The organism is Streptomyces sp. WI03-4A, from assembly GCF_033792105.1.
GTDB lineage: Bacteria > Actinomycetota > Actinomycetes > Streptomycetales > Streptomycetaceae > Streptomyces > Streptomyces collinus_A.
Window position 1 is genome coordinate 1 of record NZ_JARAUO010000039.1, and the last position, 16,866, is coordinate 16,866.

Here is a 16,866-nt window from a genome sequence, read left to right on the forward strand (position 1 = left end):
ACAACTCCACCGACCCGGTCGCCAACATCACCGCCGCCGCCAACTACGCCGCCCACCGCTACGGCTCCATCGACAACGTCAACTCCGCGTACTGAGCCAACCCCGGGGCTCTTCAGTCGTCCGGATTGAGCTCCGCGTGCAGCATCTCCAGCAGTTCCCCGCCCTCGGGCGTGCCGGGATCGCCGGGAACCTCGTAGTAGCCGCCCAGGGTGGCGATCACGTCCCGCCGGGAGCCGTCGTACTCGTGCCCGTGATCCTCCTGGTCCCCGGAGTCGGGACGGGGGGTCCGCCACCACCACACCCGGTCCCGGATCTCGTCCTCGGACAGGCGGCCGTCCAGGACGATGTCCCTGCCCTGGACCTTCCCCGTGATTCTGGCGGAGCTCGTCTCGTTGGCCATCGGTCAGGTCTCCTTTCATCGGTCGGATCGCGACTACCCGCGAACCGCGCCGACAGCGCATCGCCGTGGCCGGAGTCGGCCACCGCCCCGTCCGCGCAGGGGGCGGCGGCGTGTCGGGCTGCGGATCGCCGCTCCTGACGGAAGGCTGGCGGGCACACCGCACGAAAAGGGGCGAAGATGCCAGAAGTGGCTGTTCCGTACGCGACCGGCACGCCTTGCTGGGTCGACCTGATGGCGAGGGACCAGCAGGCCGCGCTGGACTTCTACCGTGACCTGCTCGGCTGGCAGGGGCAGCCGGGTCCGGCCGAGTTCGGCGGGTACGCGGTCTGCGAGCTGCACGGCCGTCCGGTGGCCGGCATCGGCCCGACGATGTCCCCCGAGGGTGAGCCGGAACCGCCCACCGTCTGGACCAGCTACCTGGCCAGCACCGACGCCCAGGCCACCCAGGACGCGATCGTCGCCGCGGGCGGCACCCTGCTCGTCCCGGTGATCGACGTCGGCGGGCTCGGCCGGATGCTGGTCGCCGCCGACCCGCAGGGCGCGGTGTTCGGGGTCTGGCAGCCCAAGGAGTTCCACGGCGCGCGAGTGGTCAACGAACCGGGCGCGCTGACCTGGAACGAGCTGCACACCACCGACGTTCTCGCCGCCACCGCCTTCTACGGCCAGGTGTTCGGCATCGACATCCAGCCGCTGGACGGCGCGGACGCCTACTGGGAACTGCGGGTCGGCGGACGCGCGGTCGGGGGTGCCACCCTGCTCGCCAACGACCCGCCCGGCACTCCGCCGCACTGGCTGACCTACTTCGCGGTCGACGACGTCGACTCCACCGTGGACGCCCTGGTCAAGCGCAACGGCACGGTCCTGGCCCCGCCGTTCGACATGATGGCCGGCCGTATGACGGTGGTCGCCGACCCGCAGGGCGCCCCGTTCGCCATGATCACACCCGCCTCGCGGTAGAACACGTCCGCTGTCCTCGTGTGCCGGACACCAGGCCTTGGGCAGGGCGTTGCGGATCGCTGACCCGGACAGGTGTACGACACCTGCCCTTTGTCCAAGTGCTCTGGTGCCGGTTGCCCCGATGTGCCACGCTCGAAGGAGAACCAGCCTGGCCTGGTGGGAGACCCCGCGCCACCGTGCGGTGACAGGAAGCGGTGGCCGACGGAAGGTGCGGGTGGTCTCGCTCGGCTGTGATGCGGCGCCGTATGCCGCGCGCGTGACGGCCTACTTCCGGCAGTGGGAGCCGACCGTGATGGGCTGTACACCCGAACGGTGGTTTCGTCATGCCGTCTTTCGGCGTACACATCAGTGATTACGCGGAGCGCGTCGTGGTCACCGTGGTGGGCGAGCTGGACTTCGACACCTGCCCACGGATCACCCAGGTGACGGACACGGTGATCATCCGCGACCGTACCCTCTGCCTCGACCTCGCGGGAGTTTCGTTCCTGGACGCCAGCGGTCTGGGGCTGCTGCAACTCCTGAACGAGCACGCCGGTGTGCAGGGCGGCCTCCTGGAACTGTCCGGCCTGCAGAGCCAGCCGCGGCGCGTTCTGGAACTCGCCGGCATGGGCGCGCGGTTCCGCACGGCGGCCGTTCCCGCTCCCGATGCCGATACCCATCCCGGCTCGGCGGCTCAGCCGCCGTCGGAGTGCCACGCCGCGCGGTGACGGCGGGCTGGGTGCGCGGAGCCGGCTACCCCTCGCCGCCTCGCTGTCCCGACCGCTCCGCCGACAGGTCGATGGTGCGCATGCCCGCGGCCGACCGGGCCCGCACCTGGGTGTGGGCCCCTCGCGGAGCACGCGCCGCGAGGGTGGGGCCGTCGGCGTCGGCTGTCACGTCACCGGTGACGGCGAGTCCGGTCACGGCGCGGCTCCCCGCCACGAGCACGTACCACGAGCCCTTCGGAGAGAGCCAGTTCGCGTGGACGACGACGTGCTGCCCGAACCGGCCGCACGCGCCGGTCGTCCGCAGCCTCGCCACCGGCCGGGCCTGCTCGCCCGCCGGCGCGGCGGTCCTGCGCAGCGTCACGGTCACGTCGCCGGGGCCGCGCCAGGTGTCGGCCCGTGAACAGGTCCACACGGCCCGCCCGGCCCCGTCCGGCAGGTGCTGCTCCGCGAAGTCCCAGGCGTTGACCGCCTTGACACCGGAGCCGCGCAGCGAGCCGACGGCGCAGCCCACCCGCGCCCATGCGAGCAGGGCGGCGGGACCGGTGGCCTCGCGCGGCTGCCGGGGCGGTGCGGTGCGCGTCGGCAGCGGGGTGTACGTGAGATGCACGGGGGTCAGGTCGCCGAGTCCGGCCAGCAGGAAGGCGTGGTGCTCGGCGACGCGCGGGGACGACCGCAGTTGGAGCACGGTGCGGCTGCCGCAGTCGGTGCCCGTGCCGAACACCGGGACCGACGTGGTCAGTCCGTCGCCGTCCACCGCGAGTGGACGGGCCGGGGCGTCGGGACGCATCAGGTCGCGTGTCCAGGACTCGGCCACCCAGGGGGCGAGCAGGTAGCGCACCGCGTCGCGCCTCGCGTCCATGTCCAGGGCGACGGCGGCCGCCGTGGTCACGTCCGCGTCGTCCACCCGGGCCAGGACGAGGGAGCGGGCGCCCGTGCCCGCCGATTCGCCGTACCGGGCGAGGCGTTGACCGTCGTGGAGCAGCACGACCGTGCTCCCGCCGACCCGTCCCGCGTAGAGCAGATGCGGTGCGTCGAGGAGCGCGCCCGCAGGGGTGCCGTTGGTGCGGGTGATCCGCGTCCTGGTGCCGTCGTCAACGCCGGCCCAGGCGGCCGACGCCCGGCGCAGCAGCTCCCGGTCGTGCACCAGGCTCCCGCGGGCCGGCCAGGCGGTGAAGTCCACCCGTGAGGTGGCGGCCCACGTCTGCGGGGCCACCCGGACCACGTCGTCGACGTCAGGGGCGGCGGACCGGGACACACGATGCGGTGCCGGCCCGGGGGTCGGCGACACGAGCGGAACACCGTCACAGACCATCAGCGTCACCACGGTGATCAGGGCCACCAGCAAAGCGGTTCCCGCCAGGCGCACACGACGGCGGCGGCGCAGCAGGTCGCTCGGACGGGCCCGCACGGTGCACGGGTCGAACTCCTGGGACGCCAGGATCGAGGCGACGCTGCTGTCGAGCGTCGCATCGAGCTGGAGCGCGCAGTCCAACTCGGTCTCGACGCGGTCGAAGCCGGCCGCCTCCAGCACCCCTCGCGCCTCCGTCTCGGTCAGCCGCTCCACCCTCAGCAGGGTGAAGGCGGCGCTGGCCGTCACGGACAGCACGGACAGCGCCCGGCTCAGGGCGAGTTCGTCGGCCCCGCCGGCACGGGGAACGAGCCGCAGTCCCCACACCAGGGGCAGCCGGGGCAGCAGCATCCGCGGCGGCGGCACATGCCCCGGCCAACCCGGCGGCCGCCGGGACACGGCCAGCACCTCGCGCAGCACCGGCACGTACAGCGAGCGGGACATGGGGGAGACGTCGTCCGAGCTGTCGCGCGGCGCCGGGATGCCCGCCGCCGCGGCGGGCAGGCTCCGCTGCACCAGTGCGTGGGCGAGCAGGACGCGCCGGTGCCTGCCCAGGGACGGGGGCAACGCCAGATACGCCAGCCGGACGAGATCGGCGTACCGTTCGGTGAGCCGCTGCTCGGCGTGGAGCAGGCCGCGGGCGGAGACCCTGGGGAAGCGGCTGAGCAAGGACGAGACCATCGGGCGGGTGCCTTCCGCGGCCTAGGAGGGGGACCTGGCATTCCGGCAAACGAGTGAACCCGGCTCTGGTCACACGCGGGCCGGCCGACCCCCGGCGCGCCAGGACCCGCCTCGCGGGTCACTCGCTGGGGTGAACTCCCGCCCGGGGTTCCGCTCCTGAGCCCCGACCTGGCGTTTCCGGTGTCCGCGGCCACCCCTAGACTCCGCGCTCATGTCGCTCTGGCTGCTGAACCATCTCAGCACGTTCGCCCTCGCCGTGGTGGCCGTCGGCGGGACCGTCCTCCTGGCCGTCGCCGGCAGCGTGCTGCTGCGCCGCCGCTATCCCTCGGTGGCCCGGGGCGAGCACAACGACATGGTCGGGGTGACGCTGGGGATGTTCGGTGCCATCTACGGCATCATCCTCGCGTTCGTCATCGTCACCTTGTGGACGCAGATGGAGGACACCCAGACCATCGTGGCCTCCGAGGCCACGGACGCGGCACTCATCGCCCGTGACGCCGCCGCGTTCCCGGCTTCCGTACGAGCCCGGATCGACTCAAGCCTCAGCGGCTACGTCCACGCGGTCGTCGAGGACCAGTGGCCCCGCATGCGGGCCGGGCACCCGAGCTACGGCGCCACGGAGAGCCACCTGCGGGACGCCTTCCACGTGCTCCAGACCTACGACCCGAAGAGCGGGCGCGAGGAGGTCTTCTACGAGGAGGCCGTCAGCCACCTCAACGACGTGGCCTCCCAGCGCCGCGCCCGTCTCACCATGGCGGGGCAGCGACTGCCCCCGCTCCTCCAGGTCCTGGCCTTCGGCGGTGCCATCGTGCTGGTCCCGCTCACCTTCCTCTACGGCATGCGCAAGCTGCGGGTCCAGCTCCTCTTCGTCGCCTCGGTCGCGGCCCTGGTCGGCTTCAGTCTGCTGCTGGTCTTCGTCCTGGACCGCCCGTTCGCCGGCGAACTCAGTGTCAGCCCGGCGCCGTACCGGGAAGGGGCCCTGGCGCAGTACTGGGTGCGGTGAGCGGGCCGGCGCCCGGTCAGGGGCGCTGGATGGTCCCGTCCGACGAGATCCGGGCGGCCTGCGGGCCGAAGTCCTCCTCCGACAGGCCGGCGACGAGATCGATCCCGTCGCCGCCCGGCTCCGGCGTACCCGGCTGCACGATCCGGGTCGGGTGCAGGCGTCCGGACTCGTAGGTCCCGTCGGCGCGGAGGGTGACGTCGAGCAGGCCGCTGGTGGACAGGAGGCCGCCGAGGCCGAACACCTTGTAGCCGGCGAAGTTGCCCAGGCTGTAGGCGATCAGTCGGCCCTTGTAGAACTCCATGCCCCGCATGACGTGCGGGCCGCTGCCCACCACGAGGTCGGCACCGGCGTCGATCACCGCGTGGCTGAAGCGGTAGCTGTCGCCGCGGTCCTCGCCGAGGAAGTACTCGGTGCCCGGTTCGACGTGGGTGTGGTCCGACCCCTCCGCACCGGCGTGCATCATGACGACGACGATGTCCGCCTTCTTCGCGGCGCGGGAGACGAGCCGCCTGGCGGCGGGGATGTCCTTGAGGTCGCTGGACCCCTGGTCCGGGGCGAACCCGACCACCGCGACCCTGACGCCCCGCACCCGCTGGACGGTGATCTGGCCGAGGCGGCCGGTGAACGGCAGGTTCACGGAACGCAGTGCGTCCATCGTCTCGCGCCGGCCCTCCGCCCCGAAGTCGTCGATGTGGTTGTTGGCCAGGTTCATGACCGTGAACCCGGCCTCCTTGTACCAGCGGCCGTAGGACGGCGGGGCGTGGAACGCGAAGCAGTTCGGGCTGTCGTCGTCGCACTTGCTGGTGCCGTCTGTGGTGAGAGTGCCCTCCAGGTTCCCGAGGACCACATCGCCCGTGAGCAGGTCGGCGACCGGCTCGAAGAACGAGGCGCCGTCGTCCGGCGGCAGGTCGTACGGCAAGGTGCCCATCACCACGTCGCCCACGGCGGCGATCCGTACGTTCCCCGTGGGGCGCGGCGCGGGAGGCGCCGCCGCCGGCCTCCGGGGGGACGTGGCCGTGGCTGTCCGCGGGGGAGTGGCGGCGGAGCCGGTGAGGCCCGGCTTCCCGGAGCCGCCCCCCACGGCGCACCCCGCGACGACCACGCCGACCCCGGCCAGACCGAGAGCGAGACGGTGACGACGGCGCACCGTCTTCCGCCGCCCGTGCCGCCGGGCGCCCTGCTCATGGGACGTGATCATCGGCTCATGCTACGAAGTGTGCCTTCCTCCTCTGCGCAAGACGGAGGCGGCGTGTTTCCGGGGGCGTCCCGTCCGCGGAAGGTCGACCGGGGGCTGTAGTCCGGTGGTGGAGGTGCGGGTCAGCCGGTCGGTGGGCCGGTCGGGGGCGGCCGGGCGGCCGGAAATGAATACACGAAAGGCCGACCGGCCCAAGCCCCGAGGCCGCGCCCATGATGAGCCACCACAGCGCCTGCCACGCCAGCAGCATCTGTCGACGACTGGGTGTGTGGCTCCCATAGGGCGGGGTAGGCGAGCCGACCGGAGTCACTGATTCCGCTTTGGATCTGCTGCTAGAGGATGCTGGAGGACAGACCGTGAGCAAGCTGATACGACGGTGCGCCGTCACGGGTGCTTCCGCTGTGGCCGCCGCGGGCGTGCTGCTCGCTGTGGGTGGCCCCGCGAGCGCGGCCACCCCACTGCCGGCGTCGCCCGCTTCCGCCGCGACGGCAGCGGCCGATCACCACGCGTCACGACCGCCCGCCGGGCACAGCCATATCGATCCCTGGGTGGCGGGCCAGGTGGCCTGGTTCGATCCCGCGGCCGCACGACGACTCGCGATCTACGACCCCTGGGTGAAGGATCAGCTGGCGCAGTTCCCGCATCACGGGAGCTGACGAGCGCCCCCCGCGTACGGCTACTCGCCCAGCGTCGAAGCCCGTGCGATCAGCCGGGGGCGCAGCCGCTTCGAACGGACCTGTCGTCCTTGCAGACGGTCTATGAGCAGGCACATCGCCTGCCGGCCCATCTCGGACACGGGGGAGCGGACCGTGCTGAGGGGGACGGGCATGTCCGCCGCCACGGGGATGTCGTTGGACCCCATGACGGCGACGTCGTCGCCGGGCCGCAGCCCGTGTTCGCGCAGCGCTCCGATGACGCCGATGGCGGCCGTGTCGTTGACGGCGAAGACGGCCGTGGGCCGTGGGCCGCGGACTGAGGTCGAGCAGTGCGTCGCCCGGGGTGGGGCCGCCGGCCGTGTCGAATACCGCCGCAACCCGGCCGTGGTGCCCTGTCCGACCTCGGCGTTCCCTTGGGTCATCTCACTCCTGCGCTCCGCCCAGCAGGAGCCGCGCGAGTCGAACGTGGCGGTGCCCGGGTTCGAGGACCCGCTCCGCGTCGCGGAGGACCGAGGTCAGCAACTCATGTGCCCGCACGGTGCGGCCCTGGGCCATCAGTGCCTGGCACCGCTGCAGGCGGGTGTGCACGACGTGGGGGTGGTCTGCCCCGAGCACCCGGCTGCGGTCCGTCACCAGCCGCGCGAACGCCGCCTCCGCCTCGTCGGCCAGGCCCGCCCGGGCGGCGAGCGCGGCCTGGGTGCTCACGATGGCCAGGGTGTGCGGGTCGTCCGGCCCGAGGCGGTCCCGCGCATCCTCCAGGAGGCGCCCCAGGCGCAGTCGCGCCCCGGTGAGATCCTCGTGGAGGCTGGAGAACCAGATGAGACTGCGCCGGGTGGCGAGGACCTGGGGATGGTCAGGTCCCTCCAGCCGTAATCGGTCGTCCAGGAGAGCCCGCAGCTCCCGTACCGCTGTCGTGGGGTCGCCGGCCTCCCCGGCGAAGTACGCCTGCTGGTGGCGCGCGGCCAGCGTGTCGGTGTGGTCCGGCCCCAGGGCCGCCGTCGTGTCGCCGACCAGTTCGCCGAAAGCCGCCGCGGCGGCCTGCGCGTCGCCCGCCTCCCCGGTGAAGAAGGCCAGTTGATGCCGGGCCGCGAGGGTCTCGGGATGGCGCGGTCCGAGCGCGGCGCGCCTTCGTCGTACGACGTCCTCCAGATTGCGCACCGCCTGGCGCGGCCACCCACGGTCGCCGACCGAGATCGCCAGCAGGAAGTCCGCGCCGGCCGCCCCACCGGCCTCGGCCCGTTCGAGCGCCATCACCGCCCGCGACAGCTGGTTCGCCTGGTGGGCGACCAGCCCCATGTCGTATGCGTCGGCGGGCCCGACCCGGCTCAGCAACGCCTCCCACAGATGATCCGGCACCGGCGGCAGCCCCGGAGTGTTGAGCAGGTAGTCGAAGGCCAGGTAGCCCTGGCTGTAACTGCCGACCAGCAGCCCGCTCGTCGCATAGGCGGCCTCGCAGGCCCACCGCATCGCCTGCTCGAACGGCTCCGGTTGCAGGTCCGGCCCGCCGCGCTCGGCGAGATACGGGGGATGCAGTTCCTGCAGCCACTGTCTGCTCACCGGGCGCCGCAGCCCCGAGCGGCGGCAGTCGACCGCGGCGGCCACCACGGCCGCGCCACGCGGATTGGTCCCGGGCGCCCAGGCGTTCTCCCAGGCGGCTCGCAACTCGGGTCCCGCCGCGACTACTTCGGCGACACCGAACCGGTCGCAGCTCTGCAGGGCGAGCCGGATCCGAGGATCGGCGCGGTGCGCCTCGGCACGACGCTGCTCCGCCTGCGACCAGTGCCGGGCGAGGCGGATCCGCCTCGCCCGGTCCAGCACCTCCCGCTGGACCCGCCATGCGTCCCGGTCGGACCCGGTGAGCCTGCTCTCCTCCCGGGCGTCGTAGCGGCGGTACTCCTGCGAGCGCATCGTCGCCAGCACCACCGCACGCCCGGGCGGCCCCTGGAGCAGCCCGGCCAGCATGGACGGGGTCACGCCGTCGGCACCCAGGAAGTCCTCCAGGTCGTCCAGCCACAGGACGGCGCGCCTGCGACGCCGGGCCACGTCGATGGCGGCGGACAGCGCGGTCCTGGTCAACGGGCGTACGAAGGCGTGCCGGGGGAACAGCGACCGGGCCACCTCGTACGCCAGTCGCGTCTTCCCGGCGGTCGACTCGCCCACGATGAGCACGAAGCCGCCCTGTGCCAGCGCTTCCCGGAGCAGCGGCTCGGCGTCACGTTCCACGTAAGGGGGTGCAGGCTGAGCGTGCTGCCCGTCCGCGGGGTGCACCCCGGCCAGTTCGGGACGGTCCAGCTGGTGGAACTTCGGAATGCGGCCCGACGTGGTCCGCAGCAGGGCCGCGGCCTGCGAACCGGCCCGTTGCGGCCGCAGGTGGTCCGCCACGAGGCTGTACACGGCCGTGACGCCCGCACCGATCCCGGTGGCGAGGGGACCGGTCGTCCACGTGGCGGCGAGGCCCAGCGCGCAGGCCCCGATCCCCACCGCGGTCAGGTATTTCAGCCAGCCCCGGCTCGGACCGGCTTCTCGACGACGATATGGCAACACGCTGCCCCCAGGGCGTGAAGTGGACGTCCATTCTCGTCACCGCACCTGCCACGCCGTAAGGCACTCGGCGGGAGTTGTTGCTCTCGCGGGGCGGGGGCGTCCGCACCGAGGAGGAGCGGCAGGACATCTTCGGCGGGATCGCCACGCGGCAGGAAGTGGTCGCCGCGTACGAGGGCGGCGACAGCGCCAAGCGGGAGCTGGCCGAGTCCCTCATCCGCGTGGTGTACGCGCCGGTGGTCGACGTCCACTGGGTCACCGTCAAGCAGCTCGCCGTCCTGGAGCCGACGCTCGTCGAGACCATCGCCTGCATGGTCGGCGCCCTGCTCACCGATGCGACGACCCGGACGTAGGATCCGTCCCGACGGAACACGAACCGGGTGGGGCCGTCACCGCCCGTCGGAGACGGGACCCTTGCTCATCGCGTGGAGGGGTGACGTGCGGGATCTGCCTGACTCGACCACGGAGCCGGACGGCTCCGTGGTCGTACGCGTGCTCAGTTACAACGTCCGCTCCATGCGCGACGACGTCGACGCGCTCGCCCGGGTGATCCGGGCCTGCCGTCCGGACGTCGTCTGCGTGCAGGAGGCGCCACGCTTCTTCCGCTGGCGCAAGGCCGCCGCCCGTCTCGCCCGAACCTCTGAGCTGGTGTACGTCTCGGGCGGCGCCACCGCTTCCGGCCCCATGATCCTCTCCTCGCTCCGCGCACACGTGGAGCGCACCGAGGACGTCCTGCTGCCCCGGACCCCCGGCCTCCACCAGCGCGGCTTCGCGACCGCCGTGCTGCGGTTCGGCCGCGTCCGGCTCGGGGTGCTCAGCTGCCATTTGAGCATCCAGGACGACGAGCGCTACGAGCAGGGCCGGCTGCTCCTCGACCGGCTGGCCGCCCTGGACGTGCCGTACGCCGTCGCCGCGGGCGACCTCAACGACCGCCCCGACGGCCGCACCTTCGGCCTGCTCGCGGATACCTTGCAGGACGGCTGGGCGACGAGACCATGGGGGCGCGAGCACACCACCCGGCTGGGCGATCCGCTGCAGCGCATCGACGCGGTCTTCGCGACGCCCGGCGTGGAGGTACTGGGCTGCGGGGTCCCGATGGGACTCCCCGGAATCGCGGAACAAGACCTCCGCACGGCCACGGACCACCTCCCGGTACTGGCGGCCCTGCGGGTGCCCGCCGCGTAATACGGAGGTGGCGGCGGTGCGGACTTGTGCAACGAGCCTCCGGCACCGCACTGTTGGGCCGGTATCCGTTCCGTCGGTCAGGAGTTCCGGCTTGTCCTCCCGTACCCCCGCTTCCGCTCATGCTGTCGACGCCGCCGGTGGCTGCCCGCACGCCCTGAACGCCGAGCTGCGGGCCCGGGGGCCCGTCGCGGACATCACCCTGCCGGGCGGGGTGCCCGCCGCTGTCGTCCTGGGGCACGACGCGCTCAAGGAGTTCCTGTCCCACCCCGACGTGGCCAAGGACTCCCGGCACTGCCCTGCCCTGAACGACGGGACGATTCCCGCGGATTGGCCGCTGCGGGTCTTCGCCAACGCCCAGGGCATGCACACCGCCGACGGCGCCGACCACCGCCGGCTGCGCTCCCTCGTCGGCAACGCCTTCACCGCCCGCCAGGTGGAGCGACTGAGGCCGCGGATCGAGGAGCTGACCGCCGGCCTCCTCGACGACCTCGGCCGGGCCGCCGCCGAGGACCCGGACGGCATCGCGGACCTGCGCACCCACTTCGCGCTCCCGCTCCCGCTGAGCGTCATCTGCGAGTTGCTCGGCGTCGACCCCGAACACCGTGGCCGGCTGCACGAGCTCAGCTACACGGTGATCATCGCCACCGGCACCACCCCGGCTGAGGTCATGGCCGCCGTACGCGAACTCGTCGAGCTGCTCGGCATGATCGCGGCCGCCCGCCGGGCCACCCCCGGCGACGACCTGACCAGCGCCCTCATAGCCGCCCGCGAGGACGGCGGCGACCGGCTCAGCGAGGCCGAACTCATCGGCACGATGCGCCTGATGCTGGTCGCCGGCCACGAGACCACCCTCAACCTGATCAGCAACGCCGTACGCGCCCTGTGCACCCACCGTGACCAGCTGGCGCTCGTCCTGGAGGGCAAGGCCACCTGGTCGGACGTGGTGGACGAGACGCTGCGCTGGGACGGCCCGGTCAGCTGGTTCCCGTTCCGCTACCCCACCCGCGACCTGGACCTCGACGGCACCGTGATCCCGCAGGGCACCCCGGTCCTCGCCGGATACAGCGCCGCCGGGCGTGACGCGGCCTTCCACGGCCCGGACGCCGACCGCTTCGACGTCACCCGGCCCGGCGCGGCCCGGCACCTCTCCTTCGGCCAGGGCGCGCACTACTGCGTAGGCGCCCCGCTCGCCCGCCTCGAAGCCACGATCGCCCTGGAACGCCTCTTCACCCGCTACCCGGACCTCGACCTCGCCGTCCCCGAGGCCGAACTGCCCCGCCAGCGCAGTTTCATCGGGAACAGCGTCGAAGCGCTCCCGGTCCGACCGGTGCGATCAGTTTGACCGGTCCGACCCGTCCGTCCGGCGTGTTCGGACGGGCCTGTACAGCACTGACGCGCGTGTCGCGAACGCGCGTCAGAGGAACGTGGACAGGCCGTGCAGGAGTCGGTCCACGTCCTCGGCGGTGGTGTACGGCGCGAGCCCGGCCCGCAACGCCGGGTCTTCGAGCTTGAGCGCGGTGAAGGGCTCGTACGCGTAGAACGACCCCGCGGGCGCCACCACGTCGCGGGCGGCCAGGTGCGCCTGGGCCTCGCGGGCGTCACGGCCGTCGAAGGACATCAGGAGGGTAGGGGTGCGGTCGACCGCCTTGGAGTGGAGGGTGACGGCGGGGCCGAAGCCGCGCAGACCCTCCTCCAGCCTGGTGCGCAGCGTCCGCTCGTGCTCGTGCAGGGAGCCCAGCGACTGCGCGAGCCGCTCCCGGCGGGTGGTCCCCGCGCCGGGATCGAGGGCGGCGAGGAAGTCCACGGCGGCGGTGGCGCCCGCCAGGATCTCGTACGGCAGGGTGCCGAACTCGAAGCGCTCGGGCACCGCGTCGGAAGACGGCAGGAGCTTGTCGGGCCGGATGGCGCCGAGGAGTTCGGGGGAGCCGGTGAGCACACCGCAGTGCGGCCCGAGGAACTTGTAGGGGGAGCAGACGAACAGGTCCGCGCCCAGGGTCGGCACGTCGACGAGGTGATGGGCGGCGTAGTGCACGCCGTCCACGTACACCAGGGCCCCGGCCTCGTGCGCCAGGTCGGCGATCCGCCGGACCTGCGGCACGGTGCCGAGCACGTTCGAGGCCGCGGTGAGGGCGACCAGACGCGTGCGCGGCGACAGGGCGCGCTCGACGGAGCCGAGGTCGAGGTCCGCGGTGTCGGGGTCGATCTCGATCCAGCGGACGGTCACTCCGGCGCGCTCGGCGGCCTGCACCCAGGGGCGGATGTTGCAGTCGTGGTCCAGCCGGCTGAGGACGATCTCGTCGCCGCGCTTCCAGTCCTTGGCGAGGTGACGGGAGAAGTCGTAGGTGAGCTGGGTGGCGCTGCGGCCGTGGACGATGCCGTCCGCGGGCATGCCGAGCAGGTCGGCATAGGCGGACCGGAACGCCACCACGGCCCGCTCGGCGTTGAGTTCGGACGGGCTGGTGACACCCCGGTTGGAGAGCGGGCCGGTCAGGGTGGCGGCGATGGCGTCGGCGACGGGGCGGGGGGTCTGGGTCCCACCGGGGCCGTCGAAGAAGGCGAGGCCCGAGTCGAGGGAGGGGAAGTGGGCTCGCAGAGCGTTCACGTCGATGGCCATGGCCTCAGCTTTCCGGGAGGGACGCCGTTCACGCGGACGACCGGCCTCGTCGGCGTACGGCACCGGTGGGAAGGGCGGCCGTCCAGTGCTCCGACTCTGACGTGGGAGGTGGCACATGTAAAGCGATGGATTGCGATGCGAGAGTTCACGCATGGTGAAGCAGCCCGATTCGCCGCACTGCGCGTCGGCGCCTATCCCAGCGCGATGAGTCACCTGCTGTCGGCTCTCGACCTCCCCGGGGCATGAGCCGCTGGGTCGGAGAGCCGGGGATCTCTCCCGAGGTGACCTTGGAGACCGAGGACCTGCACAGCACGCTGGCCCTGATCAGGGCCGACGTGGCACGGCGGCGCCGTCCCACCGCACCAGTGGCTGGACGGCCCGTCGCAGAGCCAGCCCCGGTTCGCGTCGCGTGTTCGATTTTCTGTTCGATATGGTCGGGGGTGGAGGTGACCGCCGTGGAGAACGGAAAGACGCAGGTCGAACAACCGACGGTGATGCACGTGCGGTGCCCGGACCGGCTGCCGGAGGAGCGGTACCGCAGGGTGCTCGAACTCCTCGCCGGGATGTCCCCGACCGTCCAGGCGCTGCCGCCCACCTGCGCCCTGGTGGAGCTCAGGGGCGCGCTGCGCTACCACGGCACCGACGCCGCCCACCTGGGCGAGGTGCTGCGCGTCAGGTCCATCTCACGCCTCGGAGTGGACGTCCGGGTCGGCATCGGCCCCACGATCACGGTCGCCGCGACCGCCTCCGGGCGGGTCCCCGGCCCCGGAGGCGTCCTCGTCGTCCCGTCCGAGCGGGTCACCGGATGGCTCGGGCCCCTGCCCCTGGAGGCCCTGCACGGCATCGGCCCGCAGCAGGCGGCCGTCCTGCGCGACTACGGCATCCACAACGTCGGTCTGCTCGCCGCCGTCTCCCCGGCCACCGTCCAGCGCCTGCTGGGCAGGAAGGCAGGCAGGCTCGCCGCGGACCGTGCCCGCGGCATCGACCCCCGCCCTGTCGTACCCCGGGCGCTGCCCGCCTCCGCCCGCGTACGCCACCGCTTCCCCCAGCACACCCTCGACGGTGCCACCGTCCGGGCGGCGCTGCTGGACCTGGTCGTCCAGCTCGGGCACCTGCTGCGCCGCCGCGGTCAGGCGGCCCAAGCCCTGACCCTGACACTGAAGTTCGCGGGCGGCACCCGTTGGGACAGGACCCGCCGCCTGACCGAGCCGTCGGCCCACGACGACGATCTGCGTGTTCTGGCCTACCGGTTGATGGACGCCGCCGGGCTCCAGCGAGCCCGGCTGACCGCCATCGTCCTGAAGGGCGAGGACCTCGTGGCCTCCGACGAGGTGGCCCAGCAGATCAGCCTGGACAGCGCCCGCGAGTCCCGGCTCGTCGCCGAGGAGACCATGGACCGTATCCGCGCGAAGTTCGGGGCCGACGCGGTCGGCCCCGCCGCCATCGCGCCGCTGCGGCGCGCCTCGTGACCGCAGGTGCCACGGACGCCTGGCGAGGCGTGCGAGGGACGCCGCAGCATCGGTGCCGATGCGGAACGTGAATGCCCGGTTTGCAGCTGATACGGCAGGGCAAACGGGATTTCGTGCTTCGGACCGGAGGCGCGTGCCCAGCGGGTTGGGCCGGCTGCTGGTTCCCTCCGGCGGCCTCGGCTCCTCCCCGTGCGGCAAACCCTGACATTCACCGTTCGGAACCGACCCCGCCCGGCACCGCCCACGGGGTCAGCCGTGAGATCGCTCAGGAGCACATCCGCATGCTCACCGACACGTCGAAATGCCGTCCCGGTACTCTCGAGTCCGCATCCGCCGCCGAACCGGCCGCGCGGCGAAACCACGACGCTCCCGACACCGCCGTCCTCTTCTCCCGGCTCGCGGAACTCCGGGACGGACCCGAGCGGGACGCCGTTCGGGACGAACTCGTCGCCGCCTGGCTTCCGATGGCCCACCGGATCGCCTCGCGCTTCCGCGACCGTGGCGAGTCCATCGAGGACCTGCGGCAGGTCGCCGCGCTGGGACTGGTCAAGGCCGTCGACCGCTTCGACCCCTCCCGCGGAGCCTTCGAGAGTTACGCCGTGCCCACCATCACCGGCGAGGTCAAGCGGCACTTCCGCGACCGCATGTGGGCCCTGCGGGTGCCCCGCCGGGTGCAGGAACTGCGCAACCGCGTACGCGTGGCCCGTCGTGAACTCACCCAGAACCCGGGCACCCCCGAACCCACCGTCGAGGACATCGCCACCCACACTGGTCTCACGGAGGAAGAGGTCAGGGCGGGCATGGAGGCCCTGGAGAGCTTCAGCACCCTGTCCCTGGACGCCGAACTGTCCGCGGAGGACGAGGGATACAGCCTCGCCGACACCCTGGGCGCGGCGGACGCCGCGTACGACGTCGTGGTCGACCGCGAGGCCGCCAAGGAAGGCCTGCGCCGGCTGCCAGAACGCGAGCGGGCCATCCTCTACCTGCGCTTCTTCGAGGGCATGACGCAGAGCCGCATAGCCGACCGGTTCGGCATCTCCCAGATGCACGTCTCCCGGCTCATCAGCCGCAGTTGCGCACGCGTACGCGACGAAGCCCTCGCCGAGCGGCCCGGCAGCGGCCGCCGCCCGGCATGACCACGTCCGTCCTCACTTCAAGGAGCGTTCCAGCATGCTGATGCCGCTTCCGGCCACCCTGCGCCGGCTCGTCAGGGAGTACGAGACCCTCCTCGCCGAGGAGACCCTTTCCGGCGAGACCGCCCCCAGCCCGGCCCTGCAGGACCTGGCGTACACCCTGTGTGTGTCGACCGGTACGCGCGAGGTCACCCAGGCGCTCGAGGTGGCGAGCGCCTACCTCGGCACGGAGGAGATCTGGCCCGAACCGCTCACGCCGATGGAGAACAGAGGCCCGGCCGCCGAGGCGCGGATGCCCGAGACCTCGGTGGGCTGAGCGGCCGACGCACCTGAACCGTCCGGGCCCCACGGACGAGACCGGTCCGGGTCGAAGCCTGCGGTGGCTCCATCCGCTTCCCGACGCCCCTGGTTTATTGGGGAGATCCACACCGGAACCCGCTGCTATGGTGCGCCGATGTCATCGATCAGGAAGTTCCAAGTCACCTTCGACTGCGCCGAACCGGAGCGCGTCGCCCGCTTCTGGTGCGAGGTGCTGGGGTACGTCGTGCCGGCGCCGCCGGAGGGGTTCGACTCGTGGGACGCGTACGAGCGCTCGCTGCCGCCTGAGCAGCAGGGTGCCTGGTTCGCGTGCAGTGATCCCTCGGGAGTGGGCCCGCGGCTGTACTTCCAGCGCGTCCCGGAAGGGAAGGTCGCCAAGAACCGGGTGCACCTCGACGTACGGGCCGGCACCGGCCTCGTGGGCGCGGAGCGCCTCGCCACGCTCCAGGCCGAGTGCGACCGGCTGATCGCGCTCGGCGCGACCTGTGTGCTGGTGCAGGAGGCCGACGAGGAGAACGAGTCCTGCATCACGATGCAGGACGTCGAGGGCAACGAGTTCTGTCTCGACTGAGCGTCCGGCACAGTGTCCCGCACCCGCGTCCGGGCCCGTCTGAGGCGGGCCCGGACGCCTTTGTTCCACGGCCGCCATGCGGCGGTGG

General features: G+C 72.5%; 16 protein-coding genes and 1 pseudogene. 11 read left to right on the forward strand and 6 right to left on the reverse strand.

Annotated features, from left to right (window positions below):
* Positions 1 to 112: 112 nt before the first annotated feature.
* On the reverse strand, positions 113 to 400 hold the full coding sequence (locus PV343_RS30575) for a hypothetical protein (protein WP_319150287.1): 288 nt from the start codon (positions 398 to 400) through the stop codon (positions 113 to 115).
* A 177-nt stretch (positions 401 to 577) separates the two neighbouring features.
* Between PV343_RS30575 and PV343_RS30580 the strand changes: the two genes are divergently transcribed.
* Together PV343_RS30580 and PV343_RS30585 are read left to right on the forward strand one after the other, a co-directional pair.
* Entirely contained in the window at positions 578 to 1,357 is a 780-nt protein-coding gene (locus PV343_RS30580) for a VOC family protein (protein WP_319150288.1), read from the forward strand.
* A 368-nt stretch (positions 1,358 to 1,725) separates the two neighbouring features.
* Entirely contained in the window at positions 1,726 to 2,064 is a 339-nt protein-coding gene (locus PV343_RS30585; RefSeq protein ID WP_319150289.1) for an STAS domain-containing protein, read from the forward strand.
* A 25-nt stretch (positions 2,065 to 2,089) separates the two neighbouring features.
* Here PV343_RS30585 and PV343_RS30590 read toward each other — a convergent pair whose 3' ends face one another.
* Positions 2,090 to 4,093, reverse strand: coding sequence for a hypothetical protein (locus PV343_RS30590; protein WP_319150290.1), 2,004 nt, complete (start codon positions 4,091 to 4,093; stop codon positions 2,090 to 2,092).
* 211 nt (positions 4,094 to 4,304) lie between these two features.
* Between PV343_RS30590 and PV343_RS30595 the strand changes: the two genes are divergently transcribed.
* Positions 4,305 to 5,096, forward strand: a complete 792-nt coding sequence (locus tag PV343_RS30595; protein WP_319150291.1) for a DUF4239 domain-containing protein — start codon at positions 4,305 to 4,307, stop codon at positions 5,094 to 5,096.
* A gap of 16 nt (positions 5,097 to 5,112) precedes the next feature.
* On the opposite strand, the gene PV343_RS30600 is transcribed toward PV343_RS30595, so the two are convergent.
* On the reverse strand, positions 5,113 to 6,294 hold the full coding sequence (locus tag PV343_RS30600) for a CapA family protein (protein WP_319150292.1): 1,182 nt from the start codon (positions 6,292 to 6,294) through the stop codon (positions 5,113 to 5,115).
* Positions 6,295 to 6,647: 353 nt separating this feature from the next.
* On the opposite strand from PV343_RS30600, the gene PV343_RS30605 reads away from it, so the two are divergent.
* A complete protein-coding gene (locus PV343_RS30605) occupies positions 6,648 to 6,947 on the forward strand; it encodes a hypothetical protein (protein ID WP_319150293.1) in 300 nt (99 codons plus the stop codon).
* 20 nt (positions 6,948 to 6,967) lie between these two features.
* Here the strand turns inward: PV343_RS30605 and PV343_RS30610 are convergent, their stop codons facing one another.
* Positions 6,968 to 7,369 (reverse strand): substrate-binding domain-containing protein, encoded by a 402-nt coding sequence (locus PV343_RS30610; protein WP_319150294.1) that lies wholly within the window; start codon positions 7,367 to 7,369, stop codon positions 6,968 to 6,970.
* A gap of 1 nt (position 7,370) precedes the next feature.
* Positions 7,371 to 9,428: a tetratricopeptide repeat protein gene (locus PV343_RS30615; RefSeq protein ID WP_319150295.1), complete on the reverse strand. Its 2,058-nt coding sequence runs from the start codon at positions 9,426 to 9,428 to the stop codon at positions 7,371 to 7,373.
* Between the two features lie 167 nt (positions 9,429 to 9,595).
* Between PV343_RS30615 and PV343_RS30620 the strand changes: the two are divergent.
* The 3 genes and pseudogenes from PV343_RS30620 to PV343_RS30630 all read left to right on the forward strand — a co-directional run.
* Positions 9,596 to 9,838: pseudogene (locus PV343_RS30620) on the forward strand (phosphogluconate dehydrogenase C-terminal domain-containing protein); the annotation flags it as partial.
* An 88-nt stretch (positions 9,839 to 9,926) separates the two neighbouring features.
* Positions 9,927 to 10,673, forward strand: a complete 747-nt coding sequence (locus PV343_RS30625) for an endonuclease/exonuclease/phosphatase family protein (RefSeq protein ID WP_319150296.1) — start codon at positions 9,927 to 9,929, stop codon at positions 10,671 to 10,673.
* Positions 10,674 to 10,764: 91 nt separating this feature from the next.
* Entirely contained in the window at positions 10,765 to 12,015 is a 1,251-nt protein-coding gene (locus PV343_RS30630; RefSeq protein ID WP_319150297.1) for a cytochrome P450, read from the forward strand.
* 72 nt (positions 12,016 to 12,087) lie between these two features.
* Here PV343_RS30630 and PV343_RS30635 read toward each other — a convergent pair whose 3' ends face one another.
* Complete coding sequence (locus PV343_RS30635; RefSeq protein ID WP_319150298.1) at positions 12,088 to 13,287, reverse strand: cysteine desulfurase-like protein; 1,200 nt, start codon at positions 13,285 to 13,287, stop codon at positions 12,088 to 12,090.
* Between the two features lie 494 nt (positions 13,288 to 13,781).
* On the opposite strand from PV343_RS30635, the gene PV343_RS30640 reads away from it, so the two are divergent.
* The 4 genes from PV343_RS30640 (at position 13,782) to PV343_RS30655 (ending at position 16,778) form a co-directional block, all read left to right on the forward strand.
* On the forward strand, positions 13,782 to 14,756 hold the full coding sequence (locus tag PV343_RS30640; protein ID WP_319150364.1) for a hypothetical protein: 975 nt from the start codon (positions 13,782 to 13,784) through the stop codon (positions 14,754 to 14,756).
* A gap of 281 nt (positions 14,757 to 15,037) precedes the next feature.
* A complete protein-coding gene (locus tag PV343_RS30645) occupies positions 15,038 to 15,892 on the forward strand; it encodes a SigB/SigF/SigG family RNA polymerase sigma factor (protein ID WP_319150299.1) in 855 nt (284 codons plus the stop codon).
* Between the two features lie 34 nt (positions 15,893 to 15,926).
* Complete coding sequence (locus PV343_RS30650) at positions 15,927 to 16,205, forward strand: DUF5133 domain-containing protein (RefSeq protein WP_319150300.1); 279 nt, start codon at positions 15,927 to 15,929, stop codon at positions 16,203 to 16,205.
* Positions 16,206 to 16,343: 138 nt separating this feature from the next.
* Positions 16,344 to 16,778, forward strand: a complete 435-nt coding sequence (locus PV343_RS30655) for a VOC family protein (protein ID WP_319150301.1) — start codon at positions 16,344 to 16,346, stop codon at positions 16,776 to 16,778.
* Positions 16,779 to 16,866: the final 88 nt, after the last annotated feature.

What these genes read in the sequence shown, in the direction of transcription:
- PV343_RS30655 (WP_319150301.1), top strand. Translation starts at nt 16,344, where the DNA reads ATGTCATCGATCAGGAAGTTCCAAGTCACCTTCGACTGCGCCGAACCG.
- PV343_RS30595 (WP_319150291.1), top strand. Translation starts at nt 4,305, where the DNA reads ATGTCGCTCTGGCTGCTGAACCATCTCAGCACGTTCGCCCTCGCCGTG.
- PV343_RS30650 (WP_319150300.1), top strand. Translation starts at nt 15,927, where the DNA reads ATGCTGATGCCGCTTCCGGCCACCCTGCGCCGGCTCGTCAGGGAGTAC.
- PV343_RS30590 (WP_319150290.1), bottom strand. Translation starts at nt 4,093, where the DNA reads ATGGTCTCGTCCTTGCTCAGCCGCTTCCCCAGGGTCTCCGCCCGCGGC.
- PV343_RS30640 (WP_319150364.1), top strand. Translation starts at nt 13,782, where the DNA reads ATGCACGTGCGGTGCCCGGACCGGCTGCCGGAGGAGCGGTACCGCAGG.
- PV343_RS30645 (WP_319150299.1), top strand. Translation starts at nt 15,038, where the DNA reads ATGCTCACCGACACGTCGAAATGCCGTCCCGGTACTCTCGAGTCCGCA.
- PV343_RS30635 (WP_319150298.1), bottom strand. Translation starts at nt 13,287, where the DNA reads ATGGCCATCGACGTGAACGCTCTGCGAGCCCACTTCCCCTCCCTCGAC.
- PV343_RS30575 (WP_319150287.1), bottom strand. Translation starts at nt 400, where the DNA reads ATGGCCAACGAGACGAGCTCCGCCAGAATCACGGGGAAGGTCCAGGGC.
- PV343_RS30600 (WP_319150292.1), bottom strand. Translation starts at nt 6,294, where the DNA reads ATGATCACGTCCCATGAGCAGGGCGCCCGGCGGCACGGGCGGCGGAAG.
- PV343_RS30610 (WP_319150294.1), bottom strand. Translation starts at nt 7,369, where the DNA reads ATGACCCAAGGGAACGCCGAGGTCGGACAGGGCACCACGGCCGGGTTG.
- PV343_RS30580 (WP_319150288.1), top strand. Translation starts at nt 578, where the DNA reads ATGCCAGAAGTGGCTGTTCCGTACGCGACCGGCACGCCTTGCTGGGTC.